Raw genomic sequence first — 26,893 nt, 5'->3', positions numbered from 1 at the left:
ATATTCTTCACGCGAGCCGGGCAAGCTCGCGAAGCGCGGCAGCGTCACGGGCCGAGACATCGGGATATTCCGGATCGGAACCGACATCCCTGGTGATGCGCCAGGAGCGGGCGCATTTTTGGCCCTCCGCCAGCTTCGGCACGACGCTGACCAGAGGCACCTCGGCAAGGCGGAAAGCCTCCGCCGGGCCATCGCCGGCCGCAATCTCGATTGCCGAGGTGATGCAGACTTCGGTGAAGTCCTGGCCTTCCAGCGCCTTCATCAGTTCCGGATCGGCGATGTGGACGACGGGAGCGGCTTCCAGCGAAGAGCCGATGCGCTTGTCCTTGCGCTCGATTTCCAGGGCGCCTGTGACAACCGAGCGGACAGCGCGGATCTTCTTCCACTTCTCGGCCAGGGCATCGTTGCGCCATTCCTTGGCAACAGGGGCAAACTGCTCCAGATGCACGGAAACGGCGGACGGGTTGCGCGACAGCCAGGCCTCCTCGGTGGTGAAGGGCAGCATCGGGGCAAGCCAGGTCACCATGCAATCGAAGATCTGGCGGATGACATGCAGGCTGGCGCGCCGGCGCAGGCTCGACGGCGCGTCGCAATAGAGTGCGTCCTTGCGGACATCGAAATAGAAGGCCGAAAGCTCGACATTGGCGAAATCGATCAGCGCACGGGCGATCTTCTTGAAATCGAAGGCATCGTAATTCTCGCGCACCAGCTCGTCGAGTTCGGCAAGCCGGTGCAGCATCAGCTGCTCCAGTTCCGGCAGATCGGCAAAAGCGATCTCCTCGCCCTTGTCGTGGGCAAGTGTGCCCAGCATCCAGCGGATGGTGTTGCGTAGCTTGCGATAGGCGTCGACATTGGTCTGGATGATCGTCTTGCCGACGCGCAGGTCGTCGGCATAGTCGGAGGTCATCACCCACAGACGCAGGATGTCAGCGCCGGCATCCTTCATTACTTCCTGCGGCGCGGTGACGTTGCCCTTCGACTTCGACATCTTCTCGCCCTTCTCGTCCATGGTGAAGCCATGGGTGAGGACGGCGTTGTAAGGCGCGCGGCCGCGGGTGGCTGCCGATTCCAACAGCGACGAATGGAACCAGCCGCGATGCTGGTCCGAGCCTTCGAGATAGAGATCGGCCGGCCACTTCAGGTCCGGACGGTCCTCCAGCGTGAAGGTGTGCGTCGAGCCGGAGTCGAACCACACGTCGAGGATATCCATGACCTGCTTCCAGCGGGAATGGTCATGGTCGTTGCCGAGGAAGCGCTCCTTGGCGCCATCGGCAAACCAGGCGTCGGCGCCCTCCTGTTCGAAGGCTTCGAGGATACGGGTGTTGACGGCTTCATCGACCAGGACCTCGCCCTCATCGTCGGCAAAGACGGCGATCGGCACGCCCCATGCTCTCTGACGGGACAGAACCCAGTCCGGGCGGCCCTCGATCATGGCGCGCAAGCGGTTCTGGCCGGCGGCGGGCACGAAGCGGGTGTCGTCGATCGCACCCAGCGCGCGCGAACGCAGCGTCGTGCCGTCGGCAAGCGTCTTGTCCATATAGACGAACCATTGCGGCGTGTTGCGGAAGATCACCGGCTTCTTCGAGCGCCAGGAATGCGGATACTGGTGCTTCAGCCGGCCGCGGGCAAAGAGCGCGTTGCGTTCGATCAGCGCCTTGATGACGCGGTCGTTGGCATCGCCCTTCTTGCCGTTGTCGTCGATGACGCGGGCGCCTTCGAAGCCGGGGGCGTCCGATGTGTAGAAGCCGCCGTCGTCGACCGGGAACGGGATCTTGGTGTCGATGCCGCGGGCCTCAAGCGTGCGGACAGCCGACATCCAGGCATCAAAGTCTTCGCGGCCGTGGCTGGGCGCCGTGTGCACGAAACCGGTGCCCGCATCGTCGGTGACGTGATCGCCATCGAGCAATGGCACTGGGAATTCATAGCCGCCGTCCAGACCCTTGAAGGGATGCGCACAGGCCATCGCTGCGAAGTCGGCCGCGGAGACATCGCTCAGGCGCTTGTACTGCAGCTTGGACTTGGCAAAGGACTCCTCAGCCAGTTTATCGGCAAAGATCAGCTTTTCGCCCGGACGCGGACCAAAATCGTTCTCGGCGGCCGTCACCTCATAGAGGCCGTAGGAAACACGCGCGGAAAAGGAGACCGCGCGGTTGCCGGGGATCGTCCAGGGCGTCGTCGTCCAGATGACCACGAACGCATCCTTGAGCGCAGCCGGACCTTCGACGACGGGGAATTTCACCCAGATCGTGTCGCTCTCATAGTCCTGGTATTCGACCTCGGCCTCGGCCAGCGCCGTGCGCTCGACGACCGACCACATGATCGGCTTGGAGCCGCGATAAAGCTGACCGCTTGCGGCGATCTTCAAGAGTTCGCCGGCGATGCGCGACTCCGCGTGGAAGTTCATCGTCGTATAGGGATTGTCGAAGTCGCCCTCGATGCCGAGACGCTTGAACTCTTCTGCCTGGACCTTGATCCAGCCGGCGGCGAATTCACGGCATTCCCGGCGGAATTCGTTGACCGGGACCTCGTCCTTGTTCTTGCCCTTTTCGCGGTACTTTTCCTCGATCTTCCATTCGATCGGCAGGCCGTGGCAATCCCAGCCGGGCACGTAATTGGCGTCGTAGCCGCGCATCTGGAACGAGCGGTTGATGACGTCCTTGAGGATCTTGTTCAGCGCGTGGCCGATGTGGATGTTGCCGTTGGCGTAGGGCGGGCCATCGTGCAGCACGAATTTTTCGCGGCCGGCGGCAGAGGCGCGCAGTTTCTTGTAGAGACCCATCTCCTGCCAGCGCTTGACCAGCTCCGGCTCCTTCTGCGGCAGGCCGGCACGCATCGGGAAATCGGTTTCGGGCAAATAGAGGGTCTTCGAATAGTCGATCTTTTCGGCTGTGTCGGTCATATCGGGACAATCGTTTCTGGCGGCCCAGGAAGGGGCGCAACGGCGTGAAAAAGCTGGTGACGGAAGCGCTCATATCCAAGCGCCAAAAACCCGGACCTCCCGGCCGCTTAGCGCGCGCGGAAGGCCGGGCCGATAATTCGCATCATCATTGCCAGCCGATATTTTGTCATCGCGCCGGTTCATAGGCGTTTTTGCCGGGAAAAGGAAGAGGCCGGCTGCCACAACGGAAGCAATTGAAGATGGCGCCAAATGCGCATATATATTGGGGCAAGTGGCATAAAGGTCATTCAGGGCAATGCTTGGTTTTCTTCAGACACCAGAATCGATGACTATACGCGAGCGCCTCGAGATCGCTTCGCACGGCTCCGTCCAGGTTTATGACGGAGCAATGGCATTGAAATTGACAGAACTCGGCTTTTCCGTGGAGGAAATATATCGTTTCGTCGCACCGCGCCGAACTCTGGCGAGACGCAATGCGAACGGCGAGCCGCTGACGGTCGAGGAAAACGACGGCGCCTTACGCATCGTGCGGATCGCGGACATGGCTAAGCGCATTTTCGGCGACAGAGCCGTTGCGTTCGATTGGCTGCGCAAGCCCAATCGCGGCATGGACGGCATCGCGCCGATCGATCTGCTGGAATCGGAAACCGGCGCCCGCCTCGTCGAGCAGGCCCTGCACCAGATCGACCACGGGATTTACGTCTAGGCCATGATCTTATGGCGTATCTCGAATTATGCCGATCTTTCCGGACGCGGCGGGCTGCTTGCACCGGGACGATGGCATCATCAGGGAATTCCCGTCGTCTATTGCTGTGATCACCCGTCGACTGCGCTCCTCGAAATTCTGGTACAGGTCGACCTGCATCAAATTCCGAGAGATTTTCAGCTCCTGAAAATCCGTTGCCCGGATAACATCGAAGTCTTCGATATCGGGATCGATCCTGCTGCGATCAACCAGACCAGCCTGACGCGCGACCGTGGCAACAAATTACTGGAAGACAATGAATTCTGTCTCCTGCGCGTCCCATCGGCAATCATGCCAGAGGCCGCGAATATTCTTATCAATCCGCGTCATCCGGACGCGTCGCGCCTGACGATCGAAAAAACGATCCGCTATCCTTTCGACAGCCGGCTATTGCGCTGAGGAAAAGCAGAGTTTCTGATCAAGCGCGCCGAGCGGCTTGACACCTGCAAGCAGCGCCCTCGCCTCTTCCTCATCGCGCTTAATCTGGGCGACCAGCGGATCGAGGCCGTCGAATTTTAGCTCGGGGCGGAGATAGCCGAAGAAGGAGACGGAGCAGAGCTCACCGTAGAGATCGCCGCTGAAATCGAAAAGATAGGTTTCGAGCAGCGGCGCGCCGTTCTCCGTCACCGTCGGGCGGCGGCCGTAGCTCGCGACGGCGTCGTGCAGCGTGCCGTCCTGGCGGCGGAAGCGGACGGCGTAAATGCCGGCAGCAAGTTCAACCTCCGGCGGCAGGCGCATGTTGGCAGTGGGAAAACCGAGCTGGCGGCCGAGCTTTTCGCCGTCGATCACCTCGGCCTCAACCGTATAACGATAGCCCAGCATGCCGGCGACTTCGCTGACGCTGCCTTCTTTCAGCAGCGCGCGGATATGGCTCGACGAGACGACATCGGCATTTTCGTCGCGGAAGGCATCGATCAGGGTGACGCCGAAGCCATAGGTCTGGCCGGCATTCATCAGGAAGGCCGGACCGCCCTCGCGGCCGCGGCCGAAATGGAAATCGAAACCGGTGACGACCTCAGAGGCGCCGAGCCAATCCTTGAGGATCGAATGGATGAAATCATCGGCCGAGCGCTGCGAGAACTCGTAGTCGAAGGGGTATTCGATCACCGCGTTGAAGCCCAGCGTTTCCAGGATGCGGGCCTTCAGCGGCGCAGGCGTGAGGCGAAAGACCGGGGTCTCGGGCCGGAAGACCGTGCGCGGATGCGGCTCGAACGTCAGCACCAAAGCCGGGATGCCGCGCGCCTTGGAGATTTCGAGTGCGCGGTTGAGCACCGACTGGTGGCCGCGGTGCACGCCGTCGAAATTACCGATGGCAATGACGCCGCCCTTGAGATGGGCGGGCAAGGGTTCCCGGGTTTCATTGCGGTGGAAGACGGTCATCGGCTGGCTTCTCTTTATGCAAGGCGTGTCTTCATGCAAGGCGGGGCATCCACCACTTCGGCGCGGCGTTTTCCCGATCGAGATAGGCGTTGAGGATCGCCTCGTCGGTCTCGCCGTTCAAGGTGTATTCCCGGGCGTGGATACCGCCGCTGATGTAGAGAAGGTCGAGGCCATAATTCAAGGCGCCGCGCACATCGGTCGGCATGCCGTCGCCGATTGCCAGCACGCGCTCGACGGGGAAATCGCCGCGAAGCTCGCGGGCAGCGGCCAGCGTCGCCTCATAGATCGGCCGGTGCGGTTTTCCGGCGATGCGAGTGCTGCCGCCAAGCTGCTCGTAATAGGCGGCCATGGCGCCGGCGCAGGGGATGATGCGATGGCCGCGCTCGACGACGAGGTCGGGATTGGCGCAGATCATCGGCACCTCGCGGGATTTGAACTCCAGAAGCATGTCGGTGTAATCCTCCGGCTTCTGGGTCTCATCGTCGAAAAAGCCGGTGCAGACGAGCGATTGCGCTTCTTCAGCCGGCCGGCGCTCGACATCGAGGCCGTCGAGCAGCGGGCTGTCACGCTCGGGGCCGAGCAGAAAGACCGTCTTCGGCCCTTCGGCGATCAGCCGGCGCGTGACGTCGCCAGAGGTGACGATCCGGTCATAGGCGCCGTCGGGAACGCCGATCTGGCGCAGTTGCTCGACCACCTGCCAGGAAAGGCGCGGCGAATTGGTGATGAGGACGACGGCGACGCCGCTGGCGCGGGCCGCTTCAAGAGCTGCGGCCGCCTTCGGAAACGGATCGACGCCATTGTGAACGACGCCCCAGACATCGCAGAGCACCACGTCATAGTGAGCTGTGATTTCCGAGAAGTTTTCTATCCGCCTGGCCATTCCGATTTCCCGATTTGCTTCAGTCACCGGTGACATTGCAAAGGCGCAAGGCGATGGCAAGGAATTTTCTTTGCCGTTCGCCCAGCATGCCGGTTTCGGCGGCAATCTCCGCAATTCTCCGGCCTCTTCACAATTCCGGCACAAAAATTCGTGATTGCTCTCATTGACTCCTCTCGGAGCCATCCCTAAATGCTCGTCGCTAGCACTCACTGCAAGGGAGTGCTAACATCTATCCATGTGGGCCGCTCCGGCCCGCGAATGTCATTCGATCGAGGGATTAGACAATGGCAAGCACCAACTTCCGCCCCCTTCACGACCGCGTCGTTGTTCGCCGCGTTGAGTCCGAAGCCAAGACCAAGGGTGGCATCATCATTCCCGATACCGCCAAGGAAAAGCCGCAGGAAGGCGAAATCGTCGCCGTCGGTTCCGGCGCTCGTGACGAGTCCGGCAAGGTCGTCGCACTCGACGTCAAGGCTGGCGACCGCATCCTGTTCGGCAAGTGGTCCGGCACCGAAGTCAAGATCGACGGCGAAGACCTTCTGATCATGAAGGAAGCCGACATTATGGGCATCATCGGCTGATCAGCCGCTGGCCTTTCCGACGTAGCCGACGGGTCCCAAAACCCGGACACTCGAATTGAGGAGTTTCAATCATGGCATCTAAAGAAATCAAGTTTGGTCGTACCGCGCGCGAAAAGATGCTGCGTGGCGTCGACATTCTCGCCGATGCAGTCAAGGTAACGCTCGGCCCGAAGGGCCGTAACGTCATCATCGACAAGTCCTTCGGCGCTCCGCGCATCACCAAGGACGGCGTTTCCGTCGCCAAGGAAATCGAACTCGAAGACAAGTTCGAAAACATGGGCGCCCAGATGGTCCGCGAAGTTGCTTCGAAGACCAACGACATCGCCGGCGACGGCACCACGACTGCAACCGTTCTTGCCCAGGCGATCGTTCGCGAAGGCAACAAGGCCGTTGCAGCCGGCATGAACCCGATGGACCTGAAGCGCGGTATCGACCTCGCTGTGGCCGACGTCGTGAAGGATCTCCAGGCCAAGGCCAAGAAGATCTCCACCTCTGAAGAAGTTGCACAGGTCGGCACGATCTCGGCAAACGGCGACAAGCAGGTCGGTCTCGACATTGCTGAAGCCATGCAGAAGGTCGGCAACGAAGGCGTCATCACAGTTGAAGAAGCCAAGACCGCCGAAACCGAACTCGAAGTCGTCGAAGGCATGCAGTTCGACCGCGGCTACCTCAGCCCCTACTTCGTGACCAACCCGGAAAAGATGATCGCCGACCTCGAAGACGTCTTCATTCTCCTTCACGAGAAGAAGCTCTCGAACCTGCAGTCGATGCTTCCGGTTCTCGAAGCTGTCGTCCAGACCGGCAAGCCGCTCCTGATCATCGCTGAAGACGTCGAAGGCGAAGCTCTTGCTACGCTCGTCGTCAACAAGCTGCGCGGCGGTCTCAAGATCGCTGCCGTCAAGGCTCCTGGCTTCGGCGACCGCCGCAAGGCCATGCTCGAAGACATCGCCATCCTGACCGGCGGCACCGTGATCTCCGAAGACCTCGGCATCAAGCTCGAGAGCGTCACGCTCGACATGCTCGGCCGTGCGAAGAAGGTTTCGATCTCCAAGGAAAACACCACGATCGTCGACGGTTCGGGCGCCAAGTCCGACATCGAAGGCCGTGTTGCCCAGATCAAGGCCCAGATCGAAGAAACCACCTCCGACTACGACCGCGAGAAGCTGCAGGAACGCCTTGCCAAGCTCGCTGGCGGCGTTGCCGTCATCCGCGTCGGCGGCTCGACTGAAGTCGAAGTGAAGGAAAAGAAGGACCGCATCGACGACGCCCTCAACGCGACGCGCGCTGCCGTTCAGGAAGGCATCGTCCCCGGCGGCGGTATCGCACTCCTGCGCTCCTCCACGAAGATCACCGTCAAGGGTGCAAACGACGACCAGGAAGCCGGCATCAACATCGTTCGCCGCGCCCTGCAGTCGCTGGTTCGCCAGATCGCTGAAAACGCAGGCGACGAAGCCTCGATCGTTGTCGGCAAGGTCTTGGACAAGAATGAAGACAACTACGGCTACAACGCCCAGACGTCCGAATTCGGCGACATGATCTCCATGGGTATCGTCGACCCGCTCAAGGTCGTTCGCACCGCGCTGCAGAACGCTGCTTCTGTCGCATCGCTGCTGATCACCACCGAAGCCATGATCGCCGAACTGCCGAAGAAGGATGCCCCTGCCGGCATGCCTGGCGGCATGGGCGGAATGGGCGGAATGGACATGATGTGATAGGCGAAAGCCTGCACTGATCACCATTCCGGCATCCGGAATAGGAAGGGCGGCCCTCGGGTCGCCCTTTTCTTTTGCGCTCAAAGCGATTCGGTCCGTTGCGCGCAATTTTATGGCGCGTTGCCGGCTCCTGCCCCGGAAACTTGCGCGAAACTTGCGTTGGCGCGTTTTTTCAGGCCGCCGGCCTCGGCGCGGGAATGCGGTGTTGGGGCGCCATTTCTGACCTCATATCGAGTGGAATGGTATCCAAATCGCGCGAAATTGATGTGTCGGCGCGGCTTTCCCGCTGGATAAGGCGAGAGTGGCGGCATCCCAGGGGAAAATGCCGATCCGAACACCCCTTAAAAAGCCGTTGCCGTTTGTTCAAAAGCTCCTATAAATCCGCGCTGCAATTGAAGTGCGCCTACCAAACGGGCGCGAGAGAGGATCCTTGACGTTCCGCCGGCCCGAGGGCCGCGGCAACAATCGCCGGTAAAAGCACGGGCATCATGCCTGCTGCTGCGTGATCCTGTTTTTGTGTTTACCGAGCGTGCGGCGGAGGAGCTGCATCCGAACGGGGGAACGCCTTGTTTAAGATCGCCAAAGCCAATGCAGCCGTACCTTTGACACCCGGCTCGCTGGAGCACCACAATCAAAATGACGAGATGGTGGCTCAGTTTTCGATTTCCGAGGCCTGGACCGGAGATTTGTCGAGCGGCATGCTCCGCCTCGGCGAATGGAGCGCGATGCTGCACGGCCTCTCCGCACGAGACTGCGGGCTATTGAGCCTGATCCGCTGCTATGACAGCAAGGACCGCGGCCACATCCTGGAGCTATTCGAGCAGGCGGCGACGCTCTGCTCCTCCTTCTGTTTTTCGACGACGATCATCATGCCGAACGGCTTGCGCCAGCCGCTCTTCTGCATGGGCGAGTCGAACGGGCTCGAGGAAAAATACAGCGGCAGCATGGTCGGCGTCTTTATTTTTCCGCGCTTCAAGCTCGAAGGCGCAAGGCAGATCACAAGTCCGCGATAAGACCACCCATGCAGAGCAAAAAGGCCGTCTCCGAGTTCCCCGGGGACGATCTTTGTGTTTTCCGGCAGTCCCTACTCCGGCTTGACCGGAATGTTGAGCCCCTTCTCGCTGGCCGGACGGGCGATGCAGCGCTGCAGCCAGTCCATCACGGCGGGGAAATTCGCATAGTCGAGAACCTCGCGGCCGCCGTAGAAGATATCGGCGCCGCGAACCCAGGTGAAGGTGGTGATGTCGGCGATCGTATACTGATTGCCCATGATCCACTGCCGACCCTTCAGGCGGCCTTCGAGCACGCCGAGCAGCCGCTTGGATTCGTCGCGATAGCGCTCCACCGGATAGGAATTGTTGGCGACCTTGTCGGCGGCGAATTTGTAGAAATGCCCGAACTGGCCGAACATCGGGCCGATACCGGCCATCTGGAAAAACACCCACTGGATGCATTCATAGCGGCCGGCAGCATCCTCGGGGATGAGCTTGCCCGTCTTTTCCGCGAGATAAAGCAGGATGGCGCCGGATTCGAAAAGGCCGATCGGTTTACCATCAGGCCCGTTCGGATCGATGATCGCCGGAATGCGGCCGTTCGGGTTGAGGGATTCGAATTCCGGCGACTTCTGCTCGTTGGCGGCGAAGGAAATATAATGCGGCTCATAGGCGAGCCCGAACTCTTCGAGGGCGACCGATACTTTCACCCCATTTGGGGTTTGCAGGGAATAGAGCTGGATGATGTCGGAATTTTTCGCCGGCCAGCGCTTCGTGATCGGAAATGCGGACAGATCTGCCATCGGATTCTCCTTGTTGGGCGCCGACCATAAGAGACCGGGTGCGGCAAAGGCAAGCGGCCGTCCGCAGGAGATCGTTCCACATTATTGAACGAACTGTCCGCGTCTGTTTATCTATCCATAACGGAGGAAAAGAGCGACATAGGACGCATCCGAGGTCCACACGGTGCCGGGGCACCAAGATCTCCAGAGCCATTCAAACGGAGACTGCATCCATGTCGAACGCCATTATCCTGATTGCCCGCATCCTTCTGTCTTTCATGTTCGTCCTTTCCGGCTTCATGAAGCTAACCGATCCTGCCGGTACTGCGGGCATGATCGCAGGTGCCGGCCTGCCGGCCGCAACCCTGTTGGCCTATGTCGCAGGCCTTTTTGAACTGCTCGCCGGCCTTGCGGTTCTCACAGGCTTCCAGGTCCGCATTGCCGGCTGGCTGCTGGCGGGCTTCTGTGTCTTCACGGCGGTTGCCTTCCATCTGCCCTACGCAAGTGGCGCGGATCTCGTGAATATTCTCAACCAGATCATGGTCATGAAGAACATCACGCTTGCCGGCGCGTACATATTGCTCGCCACCGTCGGTGCCGGTGCCTATTCGATTGACGCCCGCCGCGGCGCCTATGCGACTGCCTGATCCAGCAGACATCCTCCCAGACATGAGAGAACCCGCCGTCATTGAATTGACGGCGGGTTTTCTTATGCATTGATGGCTAGATCAGAGGGCGGCGCGCACCGCGTCGATAATCGCCTGCACGACGGGTTCATCGGCATGGCTTTCCTTGCGGGCGCGCACAAGGCAGGCCTGCGAATGCAGGATAACGCCGTCCTGGAGCACCTTCAGATGGTTGGCGCGTAGGGTCGAGCCGGTGGAGGTGATGTCGACGATGATATCGGCCGAGCCTGAGGCGGGAGCGCCCTCGGTGGCGCCGAGGCTTTCGACGATGCGATAGAGCTGGATGCCGTGCTGGCTTGAAAAGAACTGCTGGGTCAGGCGCCAGTATTTGGTGGCGATGGCCAGGCGCCTGGAGTGGCGGGCACGAAAATCGGCAGCGACATCGCCGAGATCGGCCATGGTCTCGACATCCAGCCAGATCTCCGGCACGGCGACGACGACGTCGGCATGGCCGAAGCCGAGGCGGGCGCAGAATTCGACGCGCTTATCCACTTCGGAAAAACCTTCCCGCATCAGATCCTCGCCGGTGACGCCGAAATCGACAGTGCCGTTGCCGAGTTCACGGGAGATTTCGGAGGCAGAGAGGAAGGCAACCTCGACATCGTCCCAGCCTTCAACGCGGCCGCGATAGGAGCGGTCGTTGCCGACAGCCGTGATCGGCATGCCGGCCCGCTCGAAGATCGCCGAAGCGTCGTCCTTCATCCGGCCCTTGGAGGGAAGCGCGATGGTGATGGTCATACGGCTGCCCTTTCGGTTTCGATGCGGTCGAGCCAGAAGGAGAAGCCGACAGCCGGAATGCGGTCCGTCGCACCGAGGAAAGTCAGGAGCCTATCGTAGCGGCCGCCGCCGGCCAGAACCGCGCTCGATCCCTCAGCCGTCACCTCGAAGACGAGACCGGTATAATAATCGAGCGGTCGTCCGAAGGCGGCGCGGTAGTCGAGACAGGAAAGATCGACGCCGGCATCGGCAAGGGCGCCGACACGACCGTTGAAGCGGGAAAGCGCATTGCCAAGTTTCAGGCCGGCAGCATCGGCAAAACCGGCCAGTGCTGCGGACGCATTGACGAGCGGTACGTCGAGCGACAGGAACTCTTCCAGCACATGGAAGGCTGCATCGTCGAGGCGCGTTTCGGAGAGGATGAGCTTTTCCTTGAGCCGCCGGGCGATCTCCAGCGGCGAGCGACCGGCATTGGTCGAATAGCCCGTCGCCTGCATTTCCTGCTCGAGATGGGCGACCAGCGCCTGCTCGTCGCCTGACGCAACAAGCTTGGCGATATCGTCGTCGAGGCCGGTGACGAATTGCGGGCTGACGAGACCGGCCAGCAACGCTTCCAGCTGCGTCATGTTGCCGAAGGCGTGGATCAGCCGCTTCTGCCAGCCGAGCGGCAGGCCGAGCGCCTGGACAACGGCCTCGAAGACCGCCTGGTCGCCCAGCGTCACCGACAGGCGCCGGCCCGGCAGCAGACGGGCGAGAATGCCGGTGGCATCGCCGATGGCGCGGGCATCGGCGCTCGGTATGTTGATATCGCCGAGATCCTCGATGCCGGCCTGATAGAACTCATTGGCGCCATCGCGGCGCTGGCGAAAGACCTCCCCGAGATAGGCGTAACGCTTCGGCGTGCCGGTCGCCGTCTCGATGTGGCGCAGACAGACGGGAATGGTGAATTCGGGGCGCAGGCAGAGGCTGGCGCCGGTTTCACTCTCCGTCATGAAGATGCGGCGACGCAGATCCTCGCCGGCGATATCGAGGAAAGGTTCGGCCGGCTGAATGACAGGCGTATCGATGCGCTCGGCCTTGCGGGCGTCGAATTCGGAAAGCAGGTCGTTGGCAAATTCGGGGAGGTTGATCAGGGGCATGGTGTCGCTCCCGGGAAAAGTCCCCTCCCCAACCCCTGCCCACAAGGGGGAGGGATTATCCCGTGGCGACCGTCGAAACAAATCGAAAGAACCGTCGAGGAAGCAGACGTTGAGTTGGGCACAGCGTCACCACTTGAAGCCCCTCCCCCTTGTGGGCAGGGGTTGGGGAGGGGTCTATTGCGCATCGCCCGCCCTCTTCCGATCCTCCGCCTGCGCCGCAAGGATTTCCCTCACCTTGGCGACCAAGTCGGCTTCCGGCGTCGTCTCCTGCGCCACGCGGGCTTCGCGCCAGCTGGCATTGTCCTCGATCTCGCCGGAGAGCCGCTTGCCCTCGATCAGATCCTTGATCTGCACCACACCGGTTGCGCGTTCGTCGCCGCCCTGGATGATGGCGACGGGGCAGCCGCGACGGTCGGCATATTTCAGCTGGTTGCCGAACTTCTTCCAATTGCCCTGGAACATCTCGGCGCGGATGCCGGCGGCGCGCAGTTGCTGCGTCATCTTCTGATAACGGCCCATCGCCTCGACGTCGCCATCCATGACGGTCACCAGCACCGGCTCGATCACTTCGCTGGCGCCAAGCTTGCCGAGGTTCTTCAGCGCCGTCATCAGCCGGGAGACGCCGATCGAAAAGCCGGTGGCCGGCACCGGCTGGCCCATGAAACGCGAGACGAGACCATCATAACGGCCACCGCCGCCGACCGAACCGAAGACGACCTTTTCGCCCTTTTCGTTGGTGACGTCGAAGCTCAATTCGGCCTCATAGACCGGGCCGGTATAATATTCGAGGCCGCGCACGACGGAGGGATCGATCTTGATGCGATCGGACTCGTAGCCTGCGCTCTTGACCAGCGCGCCAATGAAGTTCAGTTCCTCGACGCCTTCGCCGCCCTTCGACGTTCCGGCAACGAGTTCGGCGAGTCGGGCAGCGCTTTCGGCGTAGTCCTTGATGCCGACGAAGAACAGCACCTTGTCGATCTGCGCCTGGTCGAGACCGGCGCCCTTGGTGAAGTCGCCGGATTCATCCTTGCGGCCGGGGCCGAGCAGCAGCGCCACACCTTCGGGGCCGAACTTGTCGAGCTTGTCGATGGCACGCAACACGTTCAGCCGCTGGCCGGCCTTATCGTCGCCGCCGAGGCCGATCGCTTCCAAGACGCCGTCCAGAACCTTGCGGTTGTTGACGCGGATGACGTAGTCGCCGCGCTTGATGCCGAGCGCCTCAAGCGTATCGGCCATCATCATGCACATTTCCGCATCGGCCTGGACGCCCGGCGCGCCGACCGTATCGGCATCAAACTGCATGAACTGGCGGAAGCGGCCAGGGCCCGGCTTCTCATTGCGGAAGACGTAGCCGGCGCGATAGGTGCGGTAGGGAAGCTGGATCTCGTTGAAATTCTCGGCGACATGACGGGCAAGCGGCGCCGTCAGATCGTAGCGCAGCGACATCCATTGCTCGTCGTCATCCTGCAGCGAGAAGACGCCCTCGTTCGGCCGGTCGCTGTCGGGCAGGAACTTGCCGAGCGCATCGGTATATTCGAACTGCGGCGTTTCGAGCGGGTCGAAACCATAATGCTCATAGACTTCCCGGATCTTTGCCGTCATCTCGTTGACGGCGCGGATATCGCCGGCCGTCCGGTCGACGAAGCCGCGCGGCAGGCGGGCCTTGAGCTTTTGCGGTTTCTTCTGCTTGTCATTCATTTCCGGGAATTCCACTGACTGTGACAGTGGCGGTTTCCTAGCGGATTGGGCGGGGAGCGGCAAGGGCGAAGGGTCTTGAAGCCGCAAGCCGAATCGATTGAAGCAGAGGCGCCTATCAGAATGCGGATATGCTCATGATCACCGAAACGCTTCTTTATGCCGCGACATGGCCGCTGACCGGCAAGGCGCATCGCAAGTTCATCCGCTATTCCGTCAATCTCTGGTCGCGGGCCGGGCGTTGCGCCCGGGGTTGGGCCGAACATGAGACGATGAGCCGGAACGCGATCCGCGCGGCGGCGGCTGGTCTCAGGCAGAAACGGACCGCCGTCGTGCTCGGCTCCGGCTTGTTGCGCGACGTGCCGATCGACGAACTGGCAGGCGCGTTCGATACCGTCGTTCTGGTCGATCTCGTTCATCTCGCCTCGGTGCGCCTATGGCTTGCGGCCAAGGGCTATCGCAATATCACGCTGATCGAACGCGATCTCTCCGGCTATGACGATCTCGCCGCCGGCAAGGAGCCGGAGCCGCTCGGCTTCCTGCGCACCGTGCCCTATCTCGATTTCGTGGTTTCGGCAAATCTCCTGTCGCAGATCGGCCGCGGCGTAAAACGGCGCTGCGACGCCGAGGCGGCCGGAATGCCTGAAGATACGGTGGCACGGCTGATTGCGGCGCATCTCGTCGGGCTTTCGGGGCTCTCCTGCCGCCATTGCCTGGTGAGCGACATCGCCTATGCCGTCATCGACCGCAACGGCCGGACGCATGAGGAGGCCGACCTGCTGCACGGCATCCCGCCGCCGCCGGTCAAAGCCACCTGGACATGGCCGGTGGCGCCGCTTGGCGAGGAGAGCCGGGATTACCGGATCGAGCACAAGGTGATTGCCGCCTGGTGACCAGGATGTGACCGCCGATCGGCTTGGCTTGCATCCGGCATTCGCCTATATGAAGGACGATGCGCACGCTCGCTCTCATCACGATGGTTCTCGGCTGGCTGGTCTACAGCGCCATGTCTGCTTGGGCAGGCTGTCCGACCTGTGCGTCGATGAATGCACCCGCCGCCGCCGAAGCCGGCATGCATCATGAGATGGCCGGCATGCAGATGCCTGACGCGGCGGGCAAGGCGGATCCCTTGAGAGACCCTTGCACCAGCGGCAATGCCGCGCATATGCCGCTGTGCGCCGCCTGTCTTTTGCTGCCGCCGACGGTGACGGTCATGGATGGCGGAAAGTCCGTTTTCTTCTATCCCGCCCCCGCGCTTGCGCGCGCTCTGGATGACAGAAGACCCGCACCGCAGGCACCCCCTCCCCGACTGTCCTGACATCACGCTGATGCATTGAGAAGCGAGCGGCCTCAGTCGCCCGCGAACCTATTGTCAGAAAGAGGAAGGATCTTTCATGTCTCTGAAAATCATTACGTTTACCGCCATGCTCGCCATCATTGCCGCTCCCGTCCTTGCCGAAGACAAGGCCATGGATATGAGCAAGCCGATGGGCAGCCACGACGCGGCAAGCCATGCCTTCACCGAGGCGAACGACAAGATGCACAAGAATATGATGATCGAATATAGTGGCGATGCCGACGCGGATTTCGTCCGCGGCATGATCCCGCATCATCAAGGCGCGATCGACATGGCAAAGATCGAGCTTCAATACGGCAAGGATCCGGAAATCCGCAAACTCGCCGAAGGGGTGATCAAGGCGCAGGAAGCCGAGATCGCCGAGATGAACGCCTGGCTTAAGGCCCACGGCAAGTAAGTATCCCTAACCGGTGAAGGGGATTTCAGGCAAAAGGCCACGGTTCGTGCCGTGGCTGCCCCTCACCCTAACCCTCTCCCCGTTCTGACGGGGAGAGGGGACGTGCCTTGCGAGAGCGAGGTGGGAACCGAAAGGTTGCGGCATAGTCCCTTCGCCCCGCAAGCGGGGAGAAGGTGCCGGTAGGCGGATGAGGGTCCCCTGTCGGCGATCTCAGCCTTTCGGCTCGAAATCGGCCGGGCGGCGGCCGGCGCCTTGTCGCTCCAGCATCCAGCCCGGATATTCGGGGGCAAGCGCGCTGACCTCGTCGAGCTTCGTCATATCGTCCCCGTCGAGCTTCAGCTTGACGGCGGCAAGATTCTGGTCGAGCTGGTCGACATGCTTGGCGCCGATGATGACGGTGGTGACGAAAGGCTTGGCGAGGATATAGGCGAGCGCCACGGTGGCGACGCTGACGCCGTGCTTTTCGGCGACCTCACGCATGACGGCGACGCAGGCCCAGGCCTTGTCCTTATCGACCGGCGGGAAGTCGAAACTGGCGCGGCGGCCCTCGCCATTGCCGGGCGCGCCGGGACCGTATTTGCCCGACAGGAGACCGCCGGCGAGCGGCGACCAAACCATCAGGCCGAGCTTCTCCTCCTGCATCATCGGCACGATGTCGCGTTCGAGGTCGCGTCCGGCGATGGAATAATAGGCCTGCACCGTCTCGAAACGGGCAAAGCCGCGGCGTTCGGAGAGGCCGAGCGCCTTGGAAATGCGCCAGGCCTGCCAGTTGGAGACGCCGATATAGCGCACGAGGCCGCGGGACACGAGATCGTCGAAGGCGCGCAGCGTCTCCTCGATCGGCGTCACCGTGTCGGTCGCGTGGATCTGATAGAGGTCGATATGATCGGTCTGCAGACGCTTGAGGCTCGCCTCGACCGAATCCATGATGTGGCCGCGCGAGGCGCCGCGGTCGTTCGGCTTCTCGCCCATGACGCCATAGACCTTGGTAGCGATGACGACGTCCTTGCGGGGCACGTCGAGGTTCTTCAGCGCCTGGCCGAGCAGCCTTTCGGACTCGCCGGCGGAGTAGACATCGGCCGTGTCGATGAAATTGACGCCAGAGCCGAGCGAGCGCTCGACGATCCGGTCGGCGGCATTCTGGTCGACATCGGCGATGGCGCCCCACATGGTGCCCTGTTTGGCTTCGCCGAAGGTCATGGTGCCCAGGCAGATTTCCGAGACGAAAAGTCCCGTATTTCCGAGTTGATTGTAACGCATGGTCGAAAAAATCCTTTGTGTCTGCCGCAAGAGGGGCTTGCGAACCTAAGAACTTCATTTTTTGATTATTGGCCTGCGCGTGACAGGCACAGCCGTGGCTGGCTGCAGGGTGAGGCAAACTCGATGTAGTGCGGCGGCGGCGCTTTTCAACGCCGCGCCCTTTGCAGCCCGGGAAAGCGATGCCCTTGTCTCGACACAGGCGACCGATAGATTTCCGGTCATATTTCAAGAACAGGATGATTTTGGGCCGGGTCGGCCTCAGATCTGAATCCTGTTCTCAATTTTAGAGTTAGAGCATGATGTCGTCCGAAAGCCGCTCGCACTTTTCGGCATCATGCTCGAAGGTACGCATATGACGACGCGACCACTGACCACGATCGGGTTCGATGCCGACGACACGCTCTGGCAGAACGAACAATATTATCGGCTGACGGAAGCGCATTTCACCGGGCTTCTTGCCGATTTCGCCGAAGGGCCGAAGATCTCCGAGCGGCTGCTGGAAGCCGAGAAGCGCAACCTTCGCCATTACGGCTTCGGCATCAAGGGTTTTACGCTCTCGATGATCGAGACGGCGATCGAGATCACCGAAGGCAAGGTTCCCGCCGGCGTGATCGCCAAGATCCTCGATACGGGCCGCGATCTTCTTTCCCATCCTGTCGAGACCATGCCGCATGTGCGCGACACGCTGGAAGCGCTTTCCGGCAAATATCTGCTTGTGATGATCACCAAGGGCGACCTGTTCGACCAGGAGCGCAAGCTCGCCCAGTCCGGGCTCGGCGACTTCTTCGATGCCGTCGAGATCGTCTCCGACAAGACGGCCGTCACCTATCGTCGCATCTTCGCCAAGGTCGGCGATGGACCGGAACGGGCGATGATGGTCGGCAATTCGCTGAAATCGGACATCGTGCCGGCGATCGCCGCCGGCAGCTACGGTGTCTTCGTGCCGCATGAACTCACCTGGGTGCTGGAACATGTGGACGAACCGACGGAGGCGCCGCGATTCCGTAAGATCGGTCATCTCGGCGAATTGCGTGACCTGATCGACCGGCTGGCATAGGCGGGCCGCTCGCCCGCCTTTATTGCTGTTTGGCGGGCGCCTTCGGGAACAGCGACGGGCGTTCCGGCTCGGCCGGCGGCTGCGGCTGTTTCGGGGCAGCCGCCAAAGGCTCGATCAGGATGCTGAAGGGGGCGCCGAGGCCGCGGCGCGGCGACACCTTGGAATAATAGGGACGCATCAGCCAGGTGGTGTTTTCCTTGACCGTCGTCTCGAAGCTCATGCCGTCCTCGTCGGTGCCGAAGAAGGCCTCGTCATCCGGTTTCGACAGGTCGAAGATTGCCAGGAAGGCGAATTTGCTCTTGGTGGCAAAGTCGATCTTCATGTGCTGGCCGGCGCGCACCGGCAGCGTGTAGACATGGCCGTTGCCGAACTTCGTCCAGCCCTTCAACTGCATGGTGACGGCCGGGAATTGCAGCTTCTCCAGCTTTTCGCCGGGATCGAGCTGCGGCGTCTGCGCCAGAGCGGGGACCGTCAGGAGAAGGAGGGCAGCGGCGGCGATCAATGTTCTCACGGATGCATCTTCTTTCATGGTCGGACCAAAACGGCGCGCATCGCCTCGACCTCGGGCCGGCAGAAACAGCCCTCCAGATGATCGTTGACGAGGCCCATCGCCTGCATGAAAGCATAAACTGTGGTCGGGCCGACAAAGGTCCAGCCGCGTTTCTTCAGATCCTTGGAAATGATCGTCGAGGTCGGCGTCGTCGGATTGGCGACGATATGCTCGCGGTCGACTACTCCGGGCCGTTCGTTATGACCCGGCTCATAGCGCCAGAAATAATGGGCGAGCGAGCCGAATTCATCTCTCAGCGCAATGGCGCGCCTGGCATTGTTGATGGTCGAGACGATCTTGCCGCGATGGCGGATGATGCCGGCATCGGCAAGGCAGCGGGTGACGTCCTCGTCGCCGAAGAGGGCGACCTTTTCGAAATCGAAGCCGGAAAAAGCGGCACGGAAATTCTCGCGCTTGCGCAGGATGGTCAGCCAGGAAAGGCCGGACTGGAAGCCTTCGAGGCAGATCTTCTCGAAGAGGCGGATATCATCGGTGACAGGGCGGCCCCATTCCTCGTCATGATAGCGGAGATAATCCGGCAGATTGGCGTGCCAGTGGCAGCGGCTCCTGCCGTCCTCGCCGATGATGATGCCTGTCTCGCTCATGTCCGCTTCATTCCCGGGTCCGTCCGTTCGCCGGTCCGCTTGGGTTTCCGGTCATGATTCCGGCTTTACCATTTGCAAACCGTCTTTCCAAACCGAACGGTAACCCTGACGAAAAGTTTATTCGGCCGGTCGGGTTTTCATGAATCGATCTTTACCATTCGCTGGCGGATTGGGTGGCAGCGTCTTTCCCGGGCGGAACATCTCCGCCCGGGCGGACGTCTCCGCCAGCGCATTTTCGGCCATTTGTAGAGAGTCCGCCCGATGATGAAACAGCTTGTTCTTGCCGCAGCCCTGTTCGGCATATGCTCCACGGCCGCCCTTGCAGACGACCGCTACGCCACCCGTCCGCCGGTCGTGCTCAGCCCCGACCTGACCGCACCCTGGATCAACCAGCTCGGCGGCGGCACGGTTCGCCCCGTCGTCTATCAGCGACCGGTCGTCCAGTTGCAGCAGCGCGGCCTTTTCCAGCGCCGCGTCATCCGCCAGGCGCCGCAGATCGCACCGCAGACCGTTTCGGCGATCAACCCGGGCATACCGGCGATCCGCCATCCGATCGAGCCGCAATTCCTGCCGCAGATAGTCGATTACGACACTCAGGAAAAGCCCGGCACCATCGTCATCGATACCAACAACCGCTTCCTCTATCTGGTGATGGATGGCGGCAAGGCGCGGCGTTACGGCGTCGGCGTCGGCAAGCCCGGCTTCGAATGGGCCGGCGCCCACAAGATCACCCGCAAACAGGAATGGCCGGACTGGACGCCACCTTCCGAAATGATCAGCCGTGAAGCCGCCAAGGGCCACTACCTGCCGGCGCGGATGGATGGCGGTGCGGAAAACCCGCTCGGTGCCCGCGCCATGTATCTCGGCTCGACGCTTTACCGTATCCACGGTACCAACGCGCCTTGGTCGATCGGTAGCGCCGTCTCCTCCGGTTGCATCCGCTTGCGCAACGAAGATGTCGTCGATCTCTATGACCGCGTCCGCGTCGGAACCCGCGTCGTCGTCATGTAACGGCACATACAATATCTTGGAAGCCGCAAGAACAGCCGGCTTCCTTCCCCGAAATTGCTTTATCCGGCCGGGCCGATCTTGAATCGGGCAGAAGTTCATGTAGCTTCAGGCAGATTTGCTTGAGGGGAATCGATCATGATCAAATTGATGCCAGGTCTGGCCGCGGCCGGACTTGTCCTGTCCTTGATGTCTACATCCGCCTTTGCCGCGCCTACCGGCTCCGACAACACCCAGCGCCCGGCGCACGTCGTGCGTGTGGCGCAGATGCCGAAATATGTGAAGCCGCAGTTCAAGCGCAAGAAAGTGCGGCTGGTGACGACGGAAGCCGCCGGCACCGTGATCATCGATACCAACAACAAATATCTCTATCTCGTCGAAGGTAACAACCGGGCCACCCGCTACGGCATCGGCGTCGGCCGCGACGGGTTCGGCTGGTCGGGCGTCGTCAAGATCGGCCGCAAAGCCGAATGGCCGGGCTGGACACCGCCGGCCGAGATGCGCCGCCGCGAAGCCGCCAAGGGTCACATCATTCCCGCTTTCCAGGAAGGCGGCGAGGATAATCCGCTCGGTGCGCGGGCCATGTATCTCTACCAGGGCGGCCGCGACACGATCTTCCGCATCCACGGCACCAACCAGCCCTGGACGATTGGCCTCAACATGTCTTCCGGCTGCATCCGGATGATGAACGAAGATGTGACGCATCTCTATGATCGCGCCCCTGTCGGCACCAAGGTGATCGTCATCGGCCCCGGCAACAGGCAAGGCAAGGTCGCGTTCGAGGACAGAGGCATCGACGTGCTCCGCACAATGTTCGGCGGCTGAGCAACACTCACGAAAAAAACGAAAGGCGCTTTCGGATGCGCCTTTCGTTTTGCTTAGACATTGCGGCACAAAGCTGGCACATCTGCCGCAAGGTCGACTTATTTTACAATATCGGGGCTATTCAATGACATATGCGCTGCGTTCCTCAGCATCCCTGCTTGCGGGCATTGCGTTTTTCACGATCTGTTCGGCAGCCTCCGCTTCGGCGGAAGATCTGCAATTTTCTGTCTATGGCGGCTACCAGACGGCACCGCACAGCGGCGTCGATCTCTCCGACGGCACGCATTTCACCGCCGGCTGGGAAGGCAAATCCTTCGGCGCCCCGCCTTATTACGGCGGCCGCGTCACCTGGTGGCTCGAGAACTTCAACAAGCCGAACTGGGGTATCTCGCTCGATTATACCCATGACAAGGTCTATGCCGACGACGATACACTGGCCAAGACCGGCTGGTCGCATTTCGAATTCACCGACGGCCTGAACCTCCTGACGGTGAACGGGCTCTATCGCTTTCAGGATCCGAGCCGCCGCTGGACCCCCTATCTCGGCGCCGGTGTGGGCGTGAACATTCCGCATGTCGAAGTGATTCGCCCCGAAGGCAAGACCTGGGCTTATGAATTCGGCGGCGTGACGCTGCAGGCCCAGGCCGGCGTCGACTTCAAGGTGACCGACCGCTGGTCGACCTTCGTCGAATACAAGGGCACCTATTCGCGCATCGACGTTCCGATCGACAGCGGCGTGGACCTGAAGACCAACATCTTCACCAACGCCGTCAATGTCGGCGTCTCGTTCCACTGGTAATTAACTCATTAGAGCGGTCCAGCTTTTGGGGCCGCTCTATTTTTTTGCTAAGGCGCAATTCCAGACGGAAACGCGCTTCGTGGTTTTTCTGGCATTGCTCTATTTCTTGCCGCAGCTGACCTTGCCTTCGACGGCATAGGGTTTTTCACCGCCTTCGATCGTCAGGGAATAGGTGCCGCTGAAATTTGCCGCCGGCTTGCCGCGTTCGCCGGCAACCACGACCAGATCCAGCGTTGCCCCGCCGGTGTCATCTTCGCCGCCATCGAAGACCTCCAGAAGCAGATCGCCGTCGCGCGACCAATGGTTGGTCAGATGCTGCGATTCGAAAACACGCTTGCCGAACACGGTCGCCTGGGCCGGATCCTTGACAACAAGCGCGCCGCGGAAATGGTTGAGCTTGTGGCCGGCTTCGCTTTCGAAACCGCTTTCGAGCGTGAAGCGCGCTTCCTTGTCATCGGCGGAACAGAAAAAACGGCTGTCGGCATGGGCGGCGCCCGCCGCACCGAGCAGTCCCGCAAACACGATCATTCCCCGCCACATCGTCTAAACTCCCGAGACAGGCCCGACAGGCCTTTCACGTCAGCCTAACGGCAAACCTGTTAATTTTTCCGGCACAGCGCCGCCATAGGCCCAATCGAGCAGCTCGACCGTATGCAGGATCGGCATGCCGGTGCCGGTGGCGATCTGGGTGATGCAGCCGATATTGCCGGTGGCGATGATGTCGGCCTTGGTGGCTTCGATGTTTTTGACCTTGCGTGCCTTCAGCGCAGCCGAGATCTCCGGCTGCATGATGTTGTAGGTGCCAGCCGAACCGCAGCAGAGATGGCCTTCGGCGGGATCGCGCACCGTAAAACCCGCCGCCTTCAACAATTGCTTCGGCGTCAGCGTGATGCGCTGGCCGTGCTGCATGGAACAGGCGGAGTGATAGGCGATCGTGATGCCCTTCGGCGTGTGCACCGGCAGCTCGAGGGTTGCCAGATATTCGGTGATGTCTTTGGCGAGGCCCGAGACCCTCGCCGCCTTTGCGGCATAGGCGGGATCGAGGCGCAGCATATGGCCGTAATCCTTGATCGTCGTGCCGCAGCCCGAGGCGGTGATGATGATCGCGTCGAGCCCTTGCCCTTCGATCTCGCGCGTCCAGAGATCGACATTGGTGCGCGCACTGGCGAGCGCCTGGTCGGCGCGGCCCATGTGATGAACCAGCGAACCGCAGCAGACCTCGCCTTCTGGCAGCACCACCTCGACGCCGAGCCGGGTCAGCAGCCGGATCGCCGCCGCGTTGATACCGGGATCGAGCACCGGCTGGGCGCAGCCGGAGAGCATCGCCACCCGGCCGCGCCGTTCCGTTTCGGGCAGGTAGCTGCCGGGTTTTGCCATGGCTGAAGCGGCGGGGATGCGGCGCGGCGCAAGCGCCAGCATGGCGGCGAAGGGCTTGAGAGTGGCCCCCAGCATCAGCCCGGCGAAGGGCCGGCCGAGGCGGGCGAGATTGAGCGCCAGGCGAAATCGGCTGGGATAGGGCAGCACGGCGGCAAGGATCGCCCGTGTCAGCCTGTTCATCAATGGGCGCCGGTAGGTCTTTTCGATATGGGCGCGGGCGTGATCGACAAGATGCATATAGTCGACGCCAGAGGGACAGGTGGTGACGCAGGCAAGGCAGGAGAGACAGCGGTCGATATGGGTGACGACCTCGGCATCGGCCGGCCGGCCGTTTTCCAGCATGTCCTTGATCAGATAGATGCGACCGCGCGGGCTGTCGAGCTCATTGCCGAGCGTCACATAGGTGGGACAGGTGGCGGTGCAGAAACCGCAATGGACACATTTGCGCAGGATCTTCTCGGATTCGGCGACATCGGGATCGGCGAGCTGGGTGGGGGTGAAGTTGGTTTGCATTAGCGGGGCCTCCGCCTTGGGCGCGCTGTACCCGGGGCACCCCCCTCTGTCCTGCCGGACATCTCCCCCACAAGGGGGGAGATCGGATGGGATTGACGGCCTCCCCAAACAACGAAATTGCTGCGACTGCGATACGCCAGATAGGAAGCGATCGTCCCACCTCTTGCCGATCTCCCCCCTTGTGGGGGAGATGTCCGGCAGGACAGAGGGGGGTACTCCGCGCACAGGCTCATCTTCTCACCCCATCTTCCCCGGATTGAAGATCCCCGCCGGATCGAACTTCTCTTTCACCCGCCGCGACAGCATCGCCACCGCCTCGGCCTCCGGATGAAACGCCGCGGTTGCCGCCCGCACCTGCTCCGATGCACGGATCAGCGTCGCGTGGCCACCGCCGAGCGCCTTGATGTAGCGGCGGACCAGCTCGCCTTCGGGGCCGGCTTCCATGCGCAGCCAGACGAGACCGCCCTGCCAATCATAAAAGGCATCGACGCCGGCTTCGAGGCGAAGGGCTGCAACCAGCAGATGGCCGGTGCCGGGGGCGACCGAGACGCGCCAGACCGGCCGCGCCGTGCCGTCGGCATAGGGCAGCACATCGCGGATTTCTTGCCAGAGCCGGCGGCTTTCCGGCGCGTCCAGCCGCGTGACCGCTGCGAAGGCCGACATTGCTGCCGCAAGTTTTTCCAAGCGCGCGTCAACCGAACCGGCGAGACCTTCGATGCGCAGCACCGTCGCCTCGCCCTCGGGCAGGTTTCCGGCGAGGAATTTCCAGGTCACCGTCAGCGGCAGATGGGCGGCGCCGGAGACTTCGACCGGCAGCGCCATTGCCGCCGCCATGGCGTTGGCCGCCTCGGCGTCGTTGAGGCCCGACAGTACCACCGTGCGCTCGGTCTTCGGACGCGGCGGCACCCGGAAGGTGACTTCGGTGAGGAAGCCCAGCGTGCCGTGCGAGCCGGCGATCAGCTTCACGAGGTCGAGGCCGGTGACATTCTTCATCACCCGCCCGCCGGCCTTGATGATCTCGCCCTTGCCGTTGACGAAGCGTACACCGAGCAGGCTGTCGCGAGCAGCCCCCGCAACGAGCCGGCGCGGGCCGGAGACATTGGCGGCAAAGACGCCGCCGATGGTCGGCTCGCCCGATGTGCCCATGACAGGGCGATGATCCATCGGCTCGAAGACGAGCATCTGGCCACTCTCCTCAAGCGCCGCCTCGACCTCGGCGAGCGGCGTTCCCGATCGCACCGTCATGACCATTTCGCCGGGATTATAGGCGACGATGCCGGCAAGCCCGGTCGAGCGCAGCCGGTCCTCGGCGGCAACGGCATTGCCGAAGCCTGCGCGGCTATCGCCCCCGCAGATAGCCAGCGGCCGGCCGCTCCCGGCATGGGTGCGGACGATCGCTGCCGCCTCTTCCTCGCTCGTCGGCATCAGATCGATCATGCGGCGGGGCGCCCTTCGAGCGGAAAGACCTTCGACGGATTGAGAAGCCAGCCGGGATCGAAGGCGGCGCGCGCCGCCATCTGCTGGGCGAGATCGACTTCCGAATATTGGTGCCGCATCAGGTCGCGCTTCTCGATGCCGACGCCATGTTCGCCGGTGAGGCAGCCGCCGGCATCGACGCAGAGTTTGAGAATATCGTTGCCGGCGGCCTCGGCGCGGGCGGCATCCTCGGGATCGTTGGCGTTGAAGAGGATCAGCGGATGCATGTTGCCGTCGCCGGCATGGAAGACATTGGCGACCCGCAGGCCGTAATGATCGATGATCTCGGCCGTCTTTTTCAGCACATGGGAAAGCTGGCTGAGCGGCACGGTGCCGTCCATGCAGATATAGTCGGCGATGCGTCCGGTGGCGCCGAAGGCGGATTTGCGGCCCTTCCAGATCAGCGCCGCTTCGGTCGCCGACTGACATTCCCGCACCGTCTTGACGCCATGCCGGCGGGCGATCTCGACAATGTCCTTCAGCGTGGCGTCCATTTCTGCTTCCGAGCCTTCGACCTCGACGATCAGAAGAGCGCCTACGTCGAGGGGATAACCGGCATGGGCAAAGGCCTCGCAGATCTCGATCGCCGGCTTGTCCATGAATTCTATCGCAACCGGGATGATGCCGGCGGCGATGACATCGGCGACACAGGCGCCGGCCTCTTCCGAAGCTTCGAAGCCGAAGAGCACCGGGCGCGCGCCCTCCGGCTTGGCGATCAGCCGCACGGTCGCCTCGGTGACGATGCCGAGCTGGCCTTCGTGACCGCAGACGAGGCCGAGCAGGTCGTAACCCGCCGCATCCAGCGCCTTGCCGCCGAGTTCGATCACCGTGCCGTCGACCAGCACCATCCGGACGCCGAGCAGATTGTTGGTCGTGACGCCGTATTTCAGGCAATGTGCGCCGCCGGAATTCATACCGATATTACCGCCGATGGTGCATGCGAGCTGCGAACTCGGATCGGGTGCGTAGAAAAAGCCGTCCGCCGAGACGGATTCCGAAATATTGAGATTGGTGACACCGGCTTGAACCACGGCGACCCGGTTCGGCAGATCGATCTCGAGGATGCGGTTCATCTTCGACAGGCCGAGTACGACGGCATCCTCCTGCGGAATGGCGCCGCCCGAAAGCGAGGTGCCGGCACCGCGCGGCACGACGGGAATGCCGTAGCGGTGGCAATAGCGCATGACCGCCGAAACCTCAGCCGTGCTGCGCGGCAGGGCGACGGCGAGCGGCAGGCGGCGATAGGACACGAAAGCGTCGGTCTCGAAGGGAACCAGTTCGCGCGCCTCATGCACCAGGCATTCCGGCGGCAGAAGATCGGTGAGATCGGCGACGATCTGGGCTCGGCGCGCCAGGACATCGGCTCGGGGTTTGAGAAACGGGATGGCGTCGGACATGGCGTGCTCCCTAGCCCCTTTCATCGGGAAAATGACGACAGGAACCGGCGGCGAACCTTCTGCC

27 protein-coding genes are annotated in these 26,893 nt (G+C 62.0%); 13 read left to right on the top strand and 14 right to left on the bottom strand.

Annotated features, from left to right (window positions below; genetic code table 11):
- Window positions 1-7: 7 nt before the first annotated feature.
- Entirely contained in the window at window positions 8-2,899 is a 2,892-nt protein-coding gene (gene ileS, locus K6N12_RS18035; protein WP_097623998.1) for an isoleucine--tRNA ligase, read from the bottom strand.
- 325 nt (window positions 2,900-3,224) lie between these two features.
- On the opposite strand from ileS, the gene K6N12_RS18030 reads away from it, so the two are divergent.
- Both K6N12_RS18030 and K6N12_RS18025 read left to right on the top strand, forming a co-directional pair.
- Window positions 3,225-3,605, top strand: coding sequence for an antitoxin Xre/MbcA/ParS toxin-binding domain-containing protein (locus tag K6N12_RS18030; protein WP_239619830.1), 381 nt, complete (start codon window positions 3,225-3,227; stop codon window positions 3,603-3,605).
- Between the two features lie 3 nt (window positions 3,606-3,608).
- On the top strand, window positions 3,609-4,043 hold the full coding sequence (locus K6N12_RS18025; RefSeq protein ID WP_097623996.1) for an RES family NAD+ phosphorylase: 435 nt from the start codon (window positions 3,609-3,611) through the stop codon (window positions 4,041-4,043).
- Here the strand turns inward: K6N12_RS18025 and K6N12_RS18020 are convergent.
- The gene (locus K6N12_RS18020; RefSeq protein WP_097623995.1) at window positions 4,032-5,024 is read right to left on the bottom strand and encodes a bifunctional riboflavin kinase/FAD synthetase; all 993 of its coding nucleotides are present in this window, start codon (window positions 5,022-5,024) and stop codon (window positions 4,032-4,034) included. The two genes, K6N12_RS18025 and K6N12_RS18020, sit on opposite strands and share 12 nt — an antisense overlap.
- Window positions 5,025-5,055: 31 nt before the next feature.
- Window positions 5,056-5,904, bottom strand: coding sequence for a TIGR01459 family HAD-type hydrolase (locus tag K6N12_RS18015; protein WP_097623994.1), 849 nt, complete (start codon window positions 5,902-5,904; stop codon window positions 5,056-5,058).
- A 284-nt stretch (window positions 5,905-6,188) separates the two neighbouring features.
- Here K6N12_RS18015 and groES point away from each other — a divergent pair, with 284 nt between their 5' ends.
- The 3 genes from groES to K6N12_RS18000 all read left to right on the top strand — a co-directional run bounded on the left by groES (window position 6,189) and on the right by K6N12_RS18000 (window position 9,210).
- Window positions 6,189-6,485, top strand: coding sequence for a co-chaperone GroES (gene groES, locus K6N12_RS18010; RefSeq protein ID WP_003545797.1), 297 nt, complete (start codon window positions 6,189-6,191; stop codon window positions 6,483-6,485).
- Window positions 6,486-6,556: 71 nt separating this feature from the next.
- Entirely contained in the window at window positions 6,557-8,197 is a 1,641-nt protein-coding gene (groL, locus tag K6N12_RS18005) for a chaperonin GroEL (RefSeq protein ID WP_097623993.1), read from the top strand.
- A 566-nt stretch (window positions 8,198-8,763) separates the two neighbouring features.
- Window positions 8,764-9,210 (top strand): hypothetical protein, encoded by a 447-nt coding sequence (locus K6N12_RS18000; protein ID WP_097623992.1) that lies wholly within the window; start codon window positions 8,764-8,766, stop codon window positions 9,208-9,210.
- 71 nt (window positions 9,211-9,281) lie between these two features.
- Here the strand turns inward: K6N12_RS18000 and K6N12_RS17995 are convergent, their stop codons facing one another.
- Entirely contained in the window at window positions 9,282-9,992 is a 711-nt protein-coding gene (locus K6N12_RS17995; protein WP_097623991.1) for a glutathione binding-like protein, read from the bottom strand.
- A 212-nt stretch (window positions 9,993-10,204) separates the two neighbouring features.
- Between K6N12_RS17995 and K6N12_RS17990 the strand changes: the two genes are divergently transcribed.
- Window positions 10,205-10,618 carry a DoxX family protein gene (locus tag K6N12_RS17990; protein ID WP_097623990.1) on the top strand — a complete coding sequence of 138 codons (414 nt, stop codon included), beginning with the start codon at window positions 10,205-10,207 and terminating at the stop codon, window positions 10,616-10,618.
- 81 nt (window positions 10,619-10,699) lie between these two features.
- On the opposite strand, the gene hisG is transcribed toward K6N12_RS17990, so the two are convergent.
- The 3 genes from hisG to hisS all read right to left on the bottom strand — a co-directional run bounded on the left by hisG (window position 10,700) and on the right by hisS (window position 14,211).
- The gene (gene hisG / locus K6N12_RS17985; RefSeq protein ID WP_097623989.1) at window positions 10,700-11,395 is read right to left on the bottom strand and encodes an ATP phosphoribosyltransferase; all 696 of its coding nucleotides are present in this window, start codon (window positions 11,393-11,395) and stop codon (window positions 10,700-10,702) included.
- The gene (locus tag K6N12_RS17980) at window positions 11,392-12,513 is read right to left on the bottom strand and encodes an ATP phosphoribosyltransferase regulatory subunit (RefSeq protein ID WP_097623988.1); all 1,122 of its coding nucleotides are present in this window, start codon (window positions 12,511-12,513) and stop codon (window positions 11,392-11,394) included. The genes hisG and K6N12_RS17980 overlap by 4 nt, the downstream gene beginning before the upstream one ends.
- 174 nt (window positions 12,514-12,687) lie before the next feature.
- Window positions 12,688-14,211 (bottom strand): histidine--tRNA ligase, encoded by a 1,524-nt coding sequence (hisS, locus tag K6N12_RS17975; RefSeq protein WP_097623987.1) that lies wholly within the window; start codon window positions 14,209-14,211, stop codon window positions 12,688-12,690.
- Window positions 14,212-14,345: 134 nt separating this feature from the next.
- Between hisS and K6N12_RS17970 the strand changes: the two genes are divergently transcribed.
- The 3 genes from K6N12_RS17970 to copM all read left to right on the top strand — a co-directional run bounded on the left by K6N12_RS17970 (window position 14,346) and on the right by copM (window position 15,962).
- Window positions 14,346-15,101 carry a hypothetical protein gene (locus K6N12_RS17970; protein WP_097624170.1) on the top strand — a complete coding sequence of 252 codons (756 nt, stop codon included), beginning with the start codon at window positions 14,346-14,348 and terminating at the stop codon, window positions 15,099-15,101.
- 59 nt (window positions 15,102-15,160) lie between these two features.
- Window positions 15,161-15,526 carry a hypothetical protein gene (locus K6N12_RS17965; protein ID WP_097623986.1) on the top strand — a complete coding sequence of 122 codons (366 nt, stop codon included), beginning with the start codon at window positions 15,161-15,163 and terminating at the stop codon, window positions 15,524-15,526.
- A gap of 76 nt (window positions 15,527-15,602) precedes the next feature.
- Entirely contained in the window at window positions 15,603-15,962 is a 360-nt protein-coding gene (gene copM / locus K6N12_RS17960) for a CopM family metallochaperone (protein WP_097623985.1), read from the top strand.
- A gap of 210 nt (window positions 15,963-16,172) precedes the next feature.
- Here copM and K6N12_RS17955 read toward each other — a convergent pair whose 3' ends face one another.
- The gene (locus tag K6N12_RS17955) at window positions 16,173-17,222 is read right to left on the bottom strand and encodes an aldo/keto reductase (RefSeq protein WP_097623984.1); all 1,050 of its coding nucleotides are present in this window, start codon (window positions 17,220-17,222) and stop codon (window positions 16,173-16,175) included.
- 352 nt (window positions 17,223-17,574) lie between these two features.
- Between K6N12_RS17955 and K6N12_RS17950 the strand changes: the two genes are divergently transcribed.
- On the top strand, window positions 17,575-18,279 hold the full coding sequence (locus tag K6N12_RS17950; RefSeq protein WP_003588314.1) for an HAD family hydrolase: 705 nt from the start codon (window positions 17,575-17,577) through the stop codon (window positions 18,277-18,279).
- 19 nt (window positions 18,280-18,298) lie between these two features.
- On the opposite strand, the gene K6N12_RS17945 is transcribed toward K6N12_RS17950, so the two are convergent.
- Both K6N12_RS17945 and K6N12_RS17940 read right to left on the bottom strand, forming a co-directional pair.
- Window positions 18,299-18,808 carry a hypothetical protein gene (locus K6N12_RS17945; RefSeq protein ID WP_097623983.1) on the bottom strand — a complete coding sequence of 170 codons (510 nt, stop codon included), beginning with the start codon at window positions 18,806-18,808 and terminating at the stop codon, window positions 18,299-18,301.
- The gene (locus K6N12_RS17940; protein WP_097623982.1) at window positions 18,805-19,434 is read right to left on the bottom strand and encodes a DNA-3-methyladenine glycosylase I; all 630 of its coding nucleotides are present in this window, start codon (window positions 19,432-19,434) and stop codon (window positions 18,805-18,807) included. Before K6N12_RS17940 ends, K6N12_RS17945 begins: the two co-directional genes overlap by 4 nt.
- A gap of 261 nt (window positions 19,435-19,695) precedes the next feature.
- Here K6N12_RS17940 and K6N12_RS17935 point away from each other — a divergent pair, with 261 nt between their 5' ends.
- The 3 genes from K6N12_RS17935 (at window position 19,696) to K6N12_RS17925 (ending at window position 22,066) form a co-directional block, all read left to right on the top strand.
- On the top strand, window positions 19,696-20,445 hold the full coding sequence (locus K6N12_RS17935; protein WP_097623981.1) for a L,D-transpeptidase: 750 nt from the start codon (window positions 19,696-19,698) through the stop codon (window positions 20,443-20,445).
- Between the two features lie 135 nt (window positions 20,446-20,580).
- Window positions 20,581-21,267 (top strand): L,D-transpeptidase, encoded by a 687-nt coding sequence (locus K6N12_RS17930; protein ID WP_097623980.1) that lies wholly within the window; start codon window positions 20,581-20,583, stop codon window positions 21,265-21,267.
- Between the two features lie 124 nt (window positions 21,268-21,391).
- Window positions 21,392-22,066: an outer membrane protein gene (locus K6N12_RS17925; protein WP_097623979.1), complete on the top strand. Its 675-nt coding sequence runs from the start codon at window positions 21,392-21,394 to the stop codon at window positions 22,064-22,066.
- Between the two features lie 99 nt (window positions 22,067-22,165).
- On the opposite strand, the gene K6N12_RS17920 is transcribed toward K6N12_RS17925, so the two are convergent.
- The 4 genes from K6N12_RS17920 to K6N12_RS17905 form a co-directional block, all read right to left on the bottom strand.
- Window positions 22,166-22,606: a hypothetical protein gene (locus K6N12_RS17920; RefSeq protein WP_097623978.1), complete on the bottom strand. Its 441-nt coding sequence runs from the start codon at window positions 22,604-22,606 to the stop codon at window positions 22,166-22,168.
- Window positions 22,607-22,645: 39 nt separating this feature from the next.
- Window positions 22,646-23,956: a glycolate oxidase subunit GlcF gene (glcF, locus tag K6N12_RS17915; RefSeq protein ID WP_097623977.1), complete on the bottom strand. Its 1,311-nt coding sequence runs from the start codon at window positions 23,954-23,956 to the stop codon at window positions 22,646-22,648.
- A 237-nt stretch (window positions 23,957-24,193) separates the two neighbouring features.
- The gene (gene glcE / locus K6N12_RS17910; RefSeq protein WP_097623976.1) at window positions 24,194-25,393 is read right to left on the bottom strand and encodes a glycolate oxidase subunit GlcE; all 1,200 of its coding nucleotides are present in this window, start codon (window positions 25,391-25,393) and stop codon (window positions 24,194-24,196) included.
- Complete coding sequence (locus K6N12_RS17905) at window positions 25,390-26,829, bottom strand: FAD-linked oxidase C-terminal domain-containing protein (RefSeq protein ID WP_097623975.1); 1,440 nt, start codon at window positions 26,827-26,829, stop codon at window positions 25,390-25,392. The genes glcE and K6N12_RS17905 overlap by 4 nt, the downstream gene beginning before the upstream one ends.
- Between the last annotated feature and the right edge of the window lie 64 nt (window positions 26,830-26,893).

Origin of the sequence: Rhizobium redzepovicii, assembly GCF_019793435.1 — a bacterium.
Lineage (GTDB): Bacteria > Pseudomonadota > Alphaproteobacteria > Rhizobiales > Rhizobiaceae > Rhizobium > Rhizobium redzepovicii.
Note: the sequence above shows the minus strand (reverse complement) of the source record. Positions and strands in the feature narration are given on the sequence as shown.

What these genes read in the sequence shown, in the direction of transcription:
- groES (WP_003545797.1), top strand. Translation starts at nt 6,189, where the DNA reads ATGGCAAGCACCAACTTCCGCCCCCTTCACGACCGCGTCGTTGTTCGC.
- K6N12_RS17930 (WP_097623980.1), top strand. Translation starts at nt 20,581, where the DNA reads ATGATCAAATTGATGCCAGGTCTGGCCGCGGCCGGACTTGTCCTGTCC.
- groL (WP_097623993.1), top strand. Translation starts at nt 6,557, where the DNA reads ATGGCATCTAAAGAAATCAAGTTTGGTCGTACCGCGCGCGAAAAGATG.
- hisG (WP_097623989.1), bottom strand. Translation starts at nt 11,395, where the DNA reads ATGACCATCACCATCGCGCTTCCCTCCAAGGGCCGGATGAAGGACGAC.
- ileS (WP_097623998.1), bottom strand. Translation starts at nt 2,899, where the DNA reads ATGACCGACACAGCCGAAAAGATCGACTATTCGAAGACCCTCTATTTG.
- K6N12_RS17940 (WP_097623982.1), bottom strand. Translation starts at nt 19,434, where the DNA reads ATGAGCGAGACAGGCATCATCATCGGCGAGGACGGCAGGAGCCGCTGC.
- K6N12_RS17970 (WP_097624170.1), top strand. Translation starts at nt 14,346, where the DNA reads ATGATCACCGAAACGCTTCTTTATGCCGCGACATGGCCGCTGACCGGC.
- glcE (WP_097623976.1), bottom strand. Translation starts at nt 25,393, where the DNA reads ATGATCGATCTGATGCCGACGAGCGAGGAAGAGGCGGCAGCGATCGTC.
- K6N12_RS17905 (WP_097623975.1), bottom strand. Translation starts at nt 26,829, where the DNA reads ATGTCCGACGCCATCCCGTTTCTCAAACCCCGAGCCGATGTCCTGGCG.
- K6N12_RS17920 (WP_097623978.1), bottom strand. Translation starts at nt 22,606, where the DNA reads ATGTGGCGGGGAATGATCGTGTTTGCGGGACTGCTCGGTGCGGCGGGC.
- K6N12_RS18020 (WP_097623995.1), bottom strand. Translation starts at nt 5,024, where the DNA reads ATGACCGTCTTCCACCGCAATGAAACCCGGGAACCCTTGCCCGCCCAT.
- K6N12_RS17995 (WP_097623991.1), bottom strand. Translation starts at nt 9,992, where the DNA reads ATGGCAGATCTGTCCGCATTTCCGATCACGAAGCGCTGGCCGGCGAAA.
- K6N12_RS17990 (WP_097623990.1), top strand. Translation starts at nt 10,205, where the DNA reads ATGTCGAACGCCATTATCCTGATTGCCCGCATCCTTCTGTCTTTCATG.
- K6N12_RS18030 (WP_239619830.1), top strand. Translation starts at nt 3,225, where the DNA reads ATGACTATACGCGAGCGCCTCGAGATCGCTTCGCACGGCTCCGTCCAG.
- hisS (WP_097623987.1), bottom strand. Translation starts at nt 14,211, where the DNA reads ATGAATGACAAGCAGAAGAAACCGCAAAAGCTCAAGGCCCGCCTGCCG.
- K6N12_RS17935 (WP_097623981.1), top strand. Translation starts at nt 19,696, where the DNA reads ATGATGAAACAGCTTGTTCTTGCCGCAGCCCTGTTCGGCATATGCTCC.
- K6N12_RS17945 (WP_097623983.1), bottom strand. Translation starts at nt 18,808, where the DNA reads ATGAAAGAAGATGCATCCGTGAGAACATTGATCGCCGCCGCTGCCCTC.
- glcF (WP_097623977.1), bottom strand. Translation starts at nt 23,956, where the DNA reads ATGCAAACCAACTTCACCCCCACCCAGCTCGCCGATCCCGATGTCGCC.
- K6N12_RS17965 (WP_097623986.1), top strand. Translation starts at nt 15,161, where the DNA reads ATGCGCACGCTCGCTCTCATCACGATGGTTCTCGGCTGGCTGGTCTAC.
- copM (WP_097623985.1), top strand. Translation starts at nt 15,603, where the DNA reads ATGTCTCTGAAAATCATTACGTTTACCGCCATGCTCGCCATCATTGCC.
- K6N12_RS17950 (WP_003588314.1), top strand. Translation starts at nt 17,575, where the DNA reads ATGACGACGCGACCACTGACCACGATCGGGTTCGATGCCGACGACACG.
- K6N12_RS17955 (WP_097623984.1), bottom strand. Translation starts at nt 17,222, where the DNA reads ATGCGTTACAATCAACTCGGAAATACGGGACTTTTCGTCTCGGAAATC.
- K6N12_RS18015 (WP_097623994.1), bottom strand. Translation starts at nt 5,904, where the DNA reads ATGGCCAGGCGGATAGAAAACTTCTCGGAAATCACAGCTCACTATGAC.
- K6N12_RS17980 (WP_097623988.1), bottom strand. Translation starts at nt 12,513, where the DNA reads ATGCCCCTGATCAACCTCCCCGAATTTGCCAACGACCTGCTTTCCGAA.
- K6N12_RS17925 (WP_097623979.1), top strand. Translation starts at nt 21,392, where the DNA reads ATGACATATGCGCTGCGTTCCTCAGCATCCCTGCTTGCGGGCATTGCG.
- K6N12_RS18025 (WP_097623996.1), top strand. Translation starts at nt 3,609, where the DNA reads ATGATCTTATGGCGTATCTCGAATTATGCCGATCTTTCCGGACGCGGC.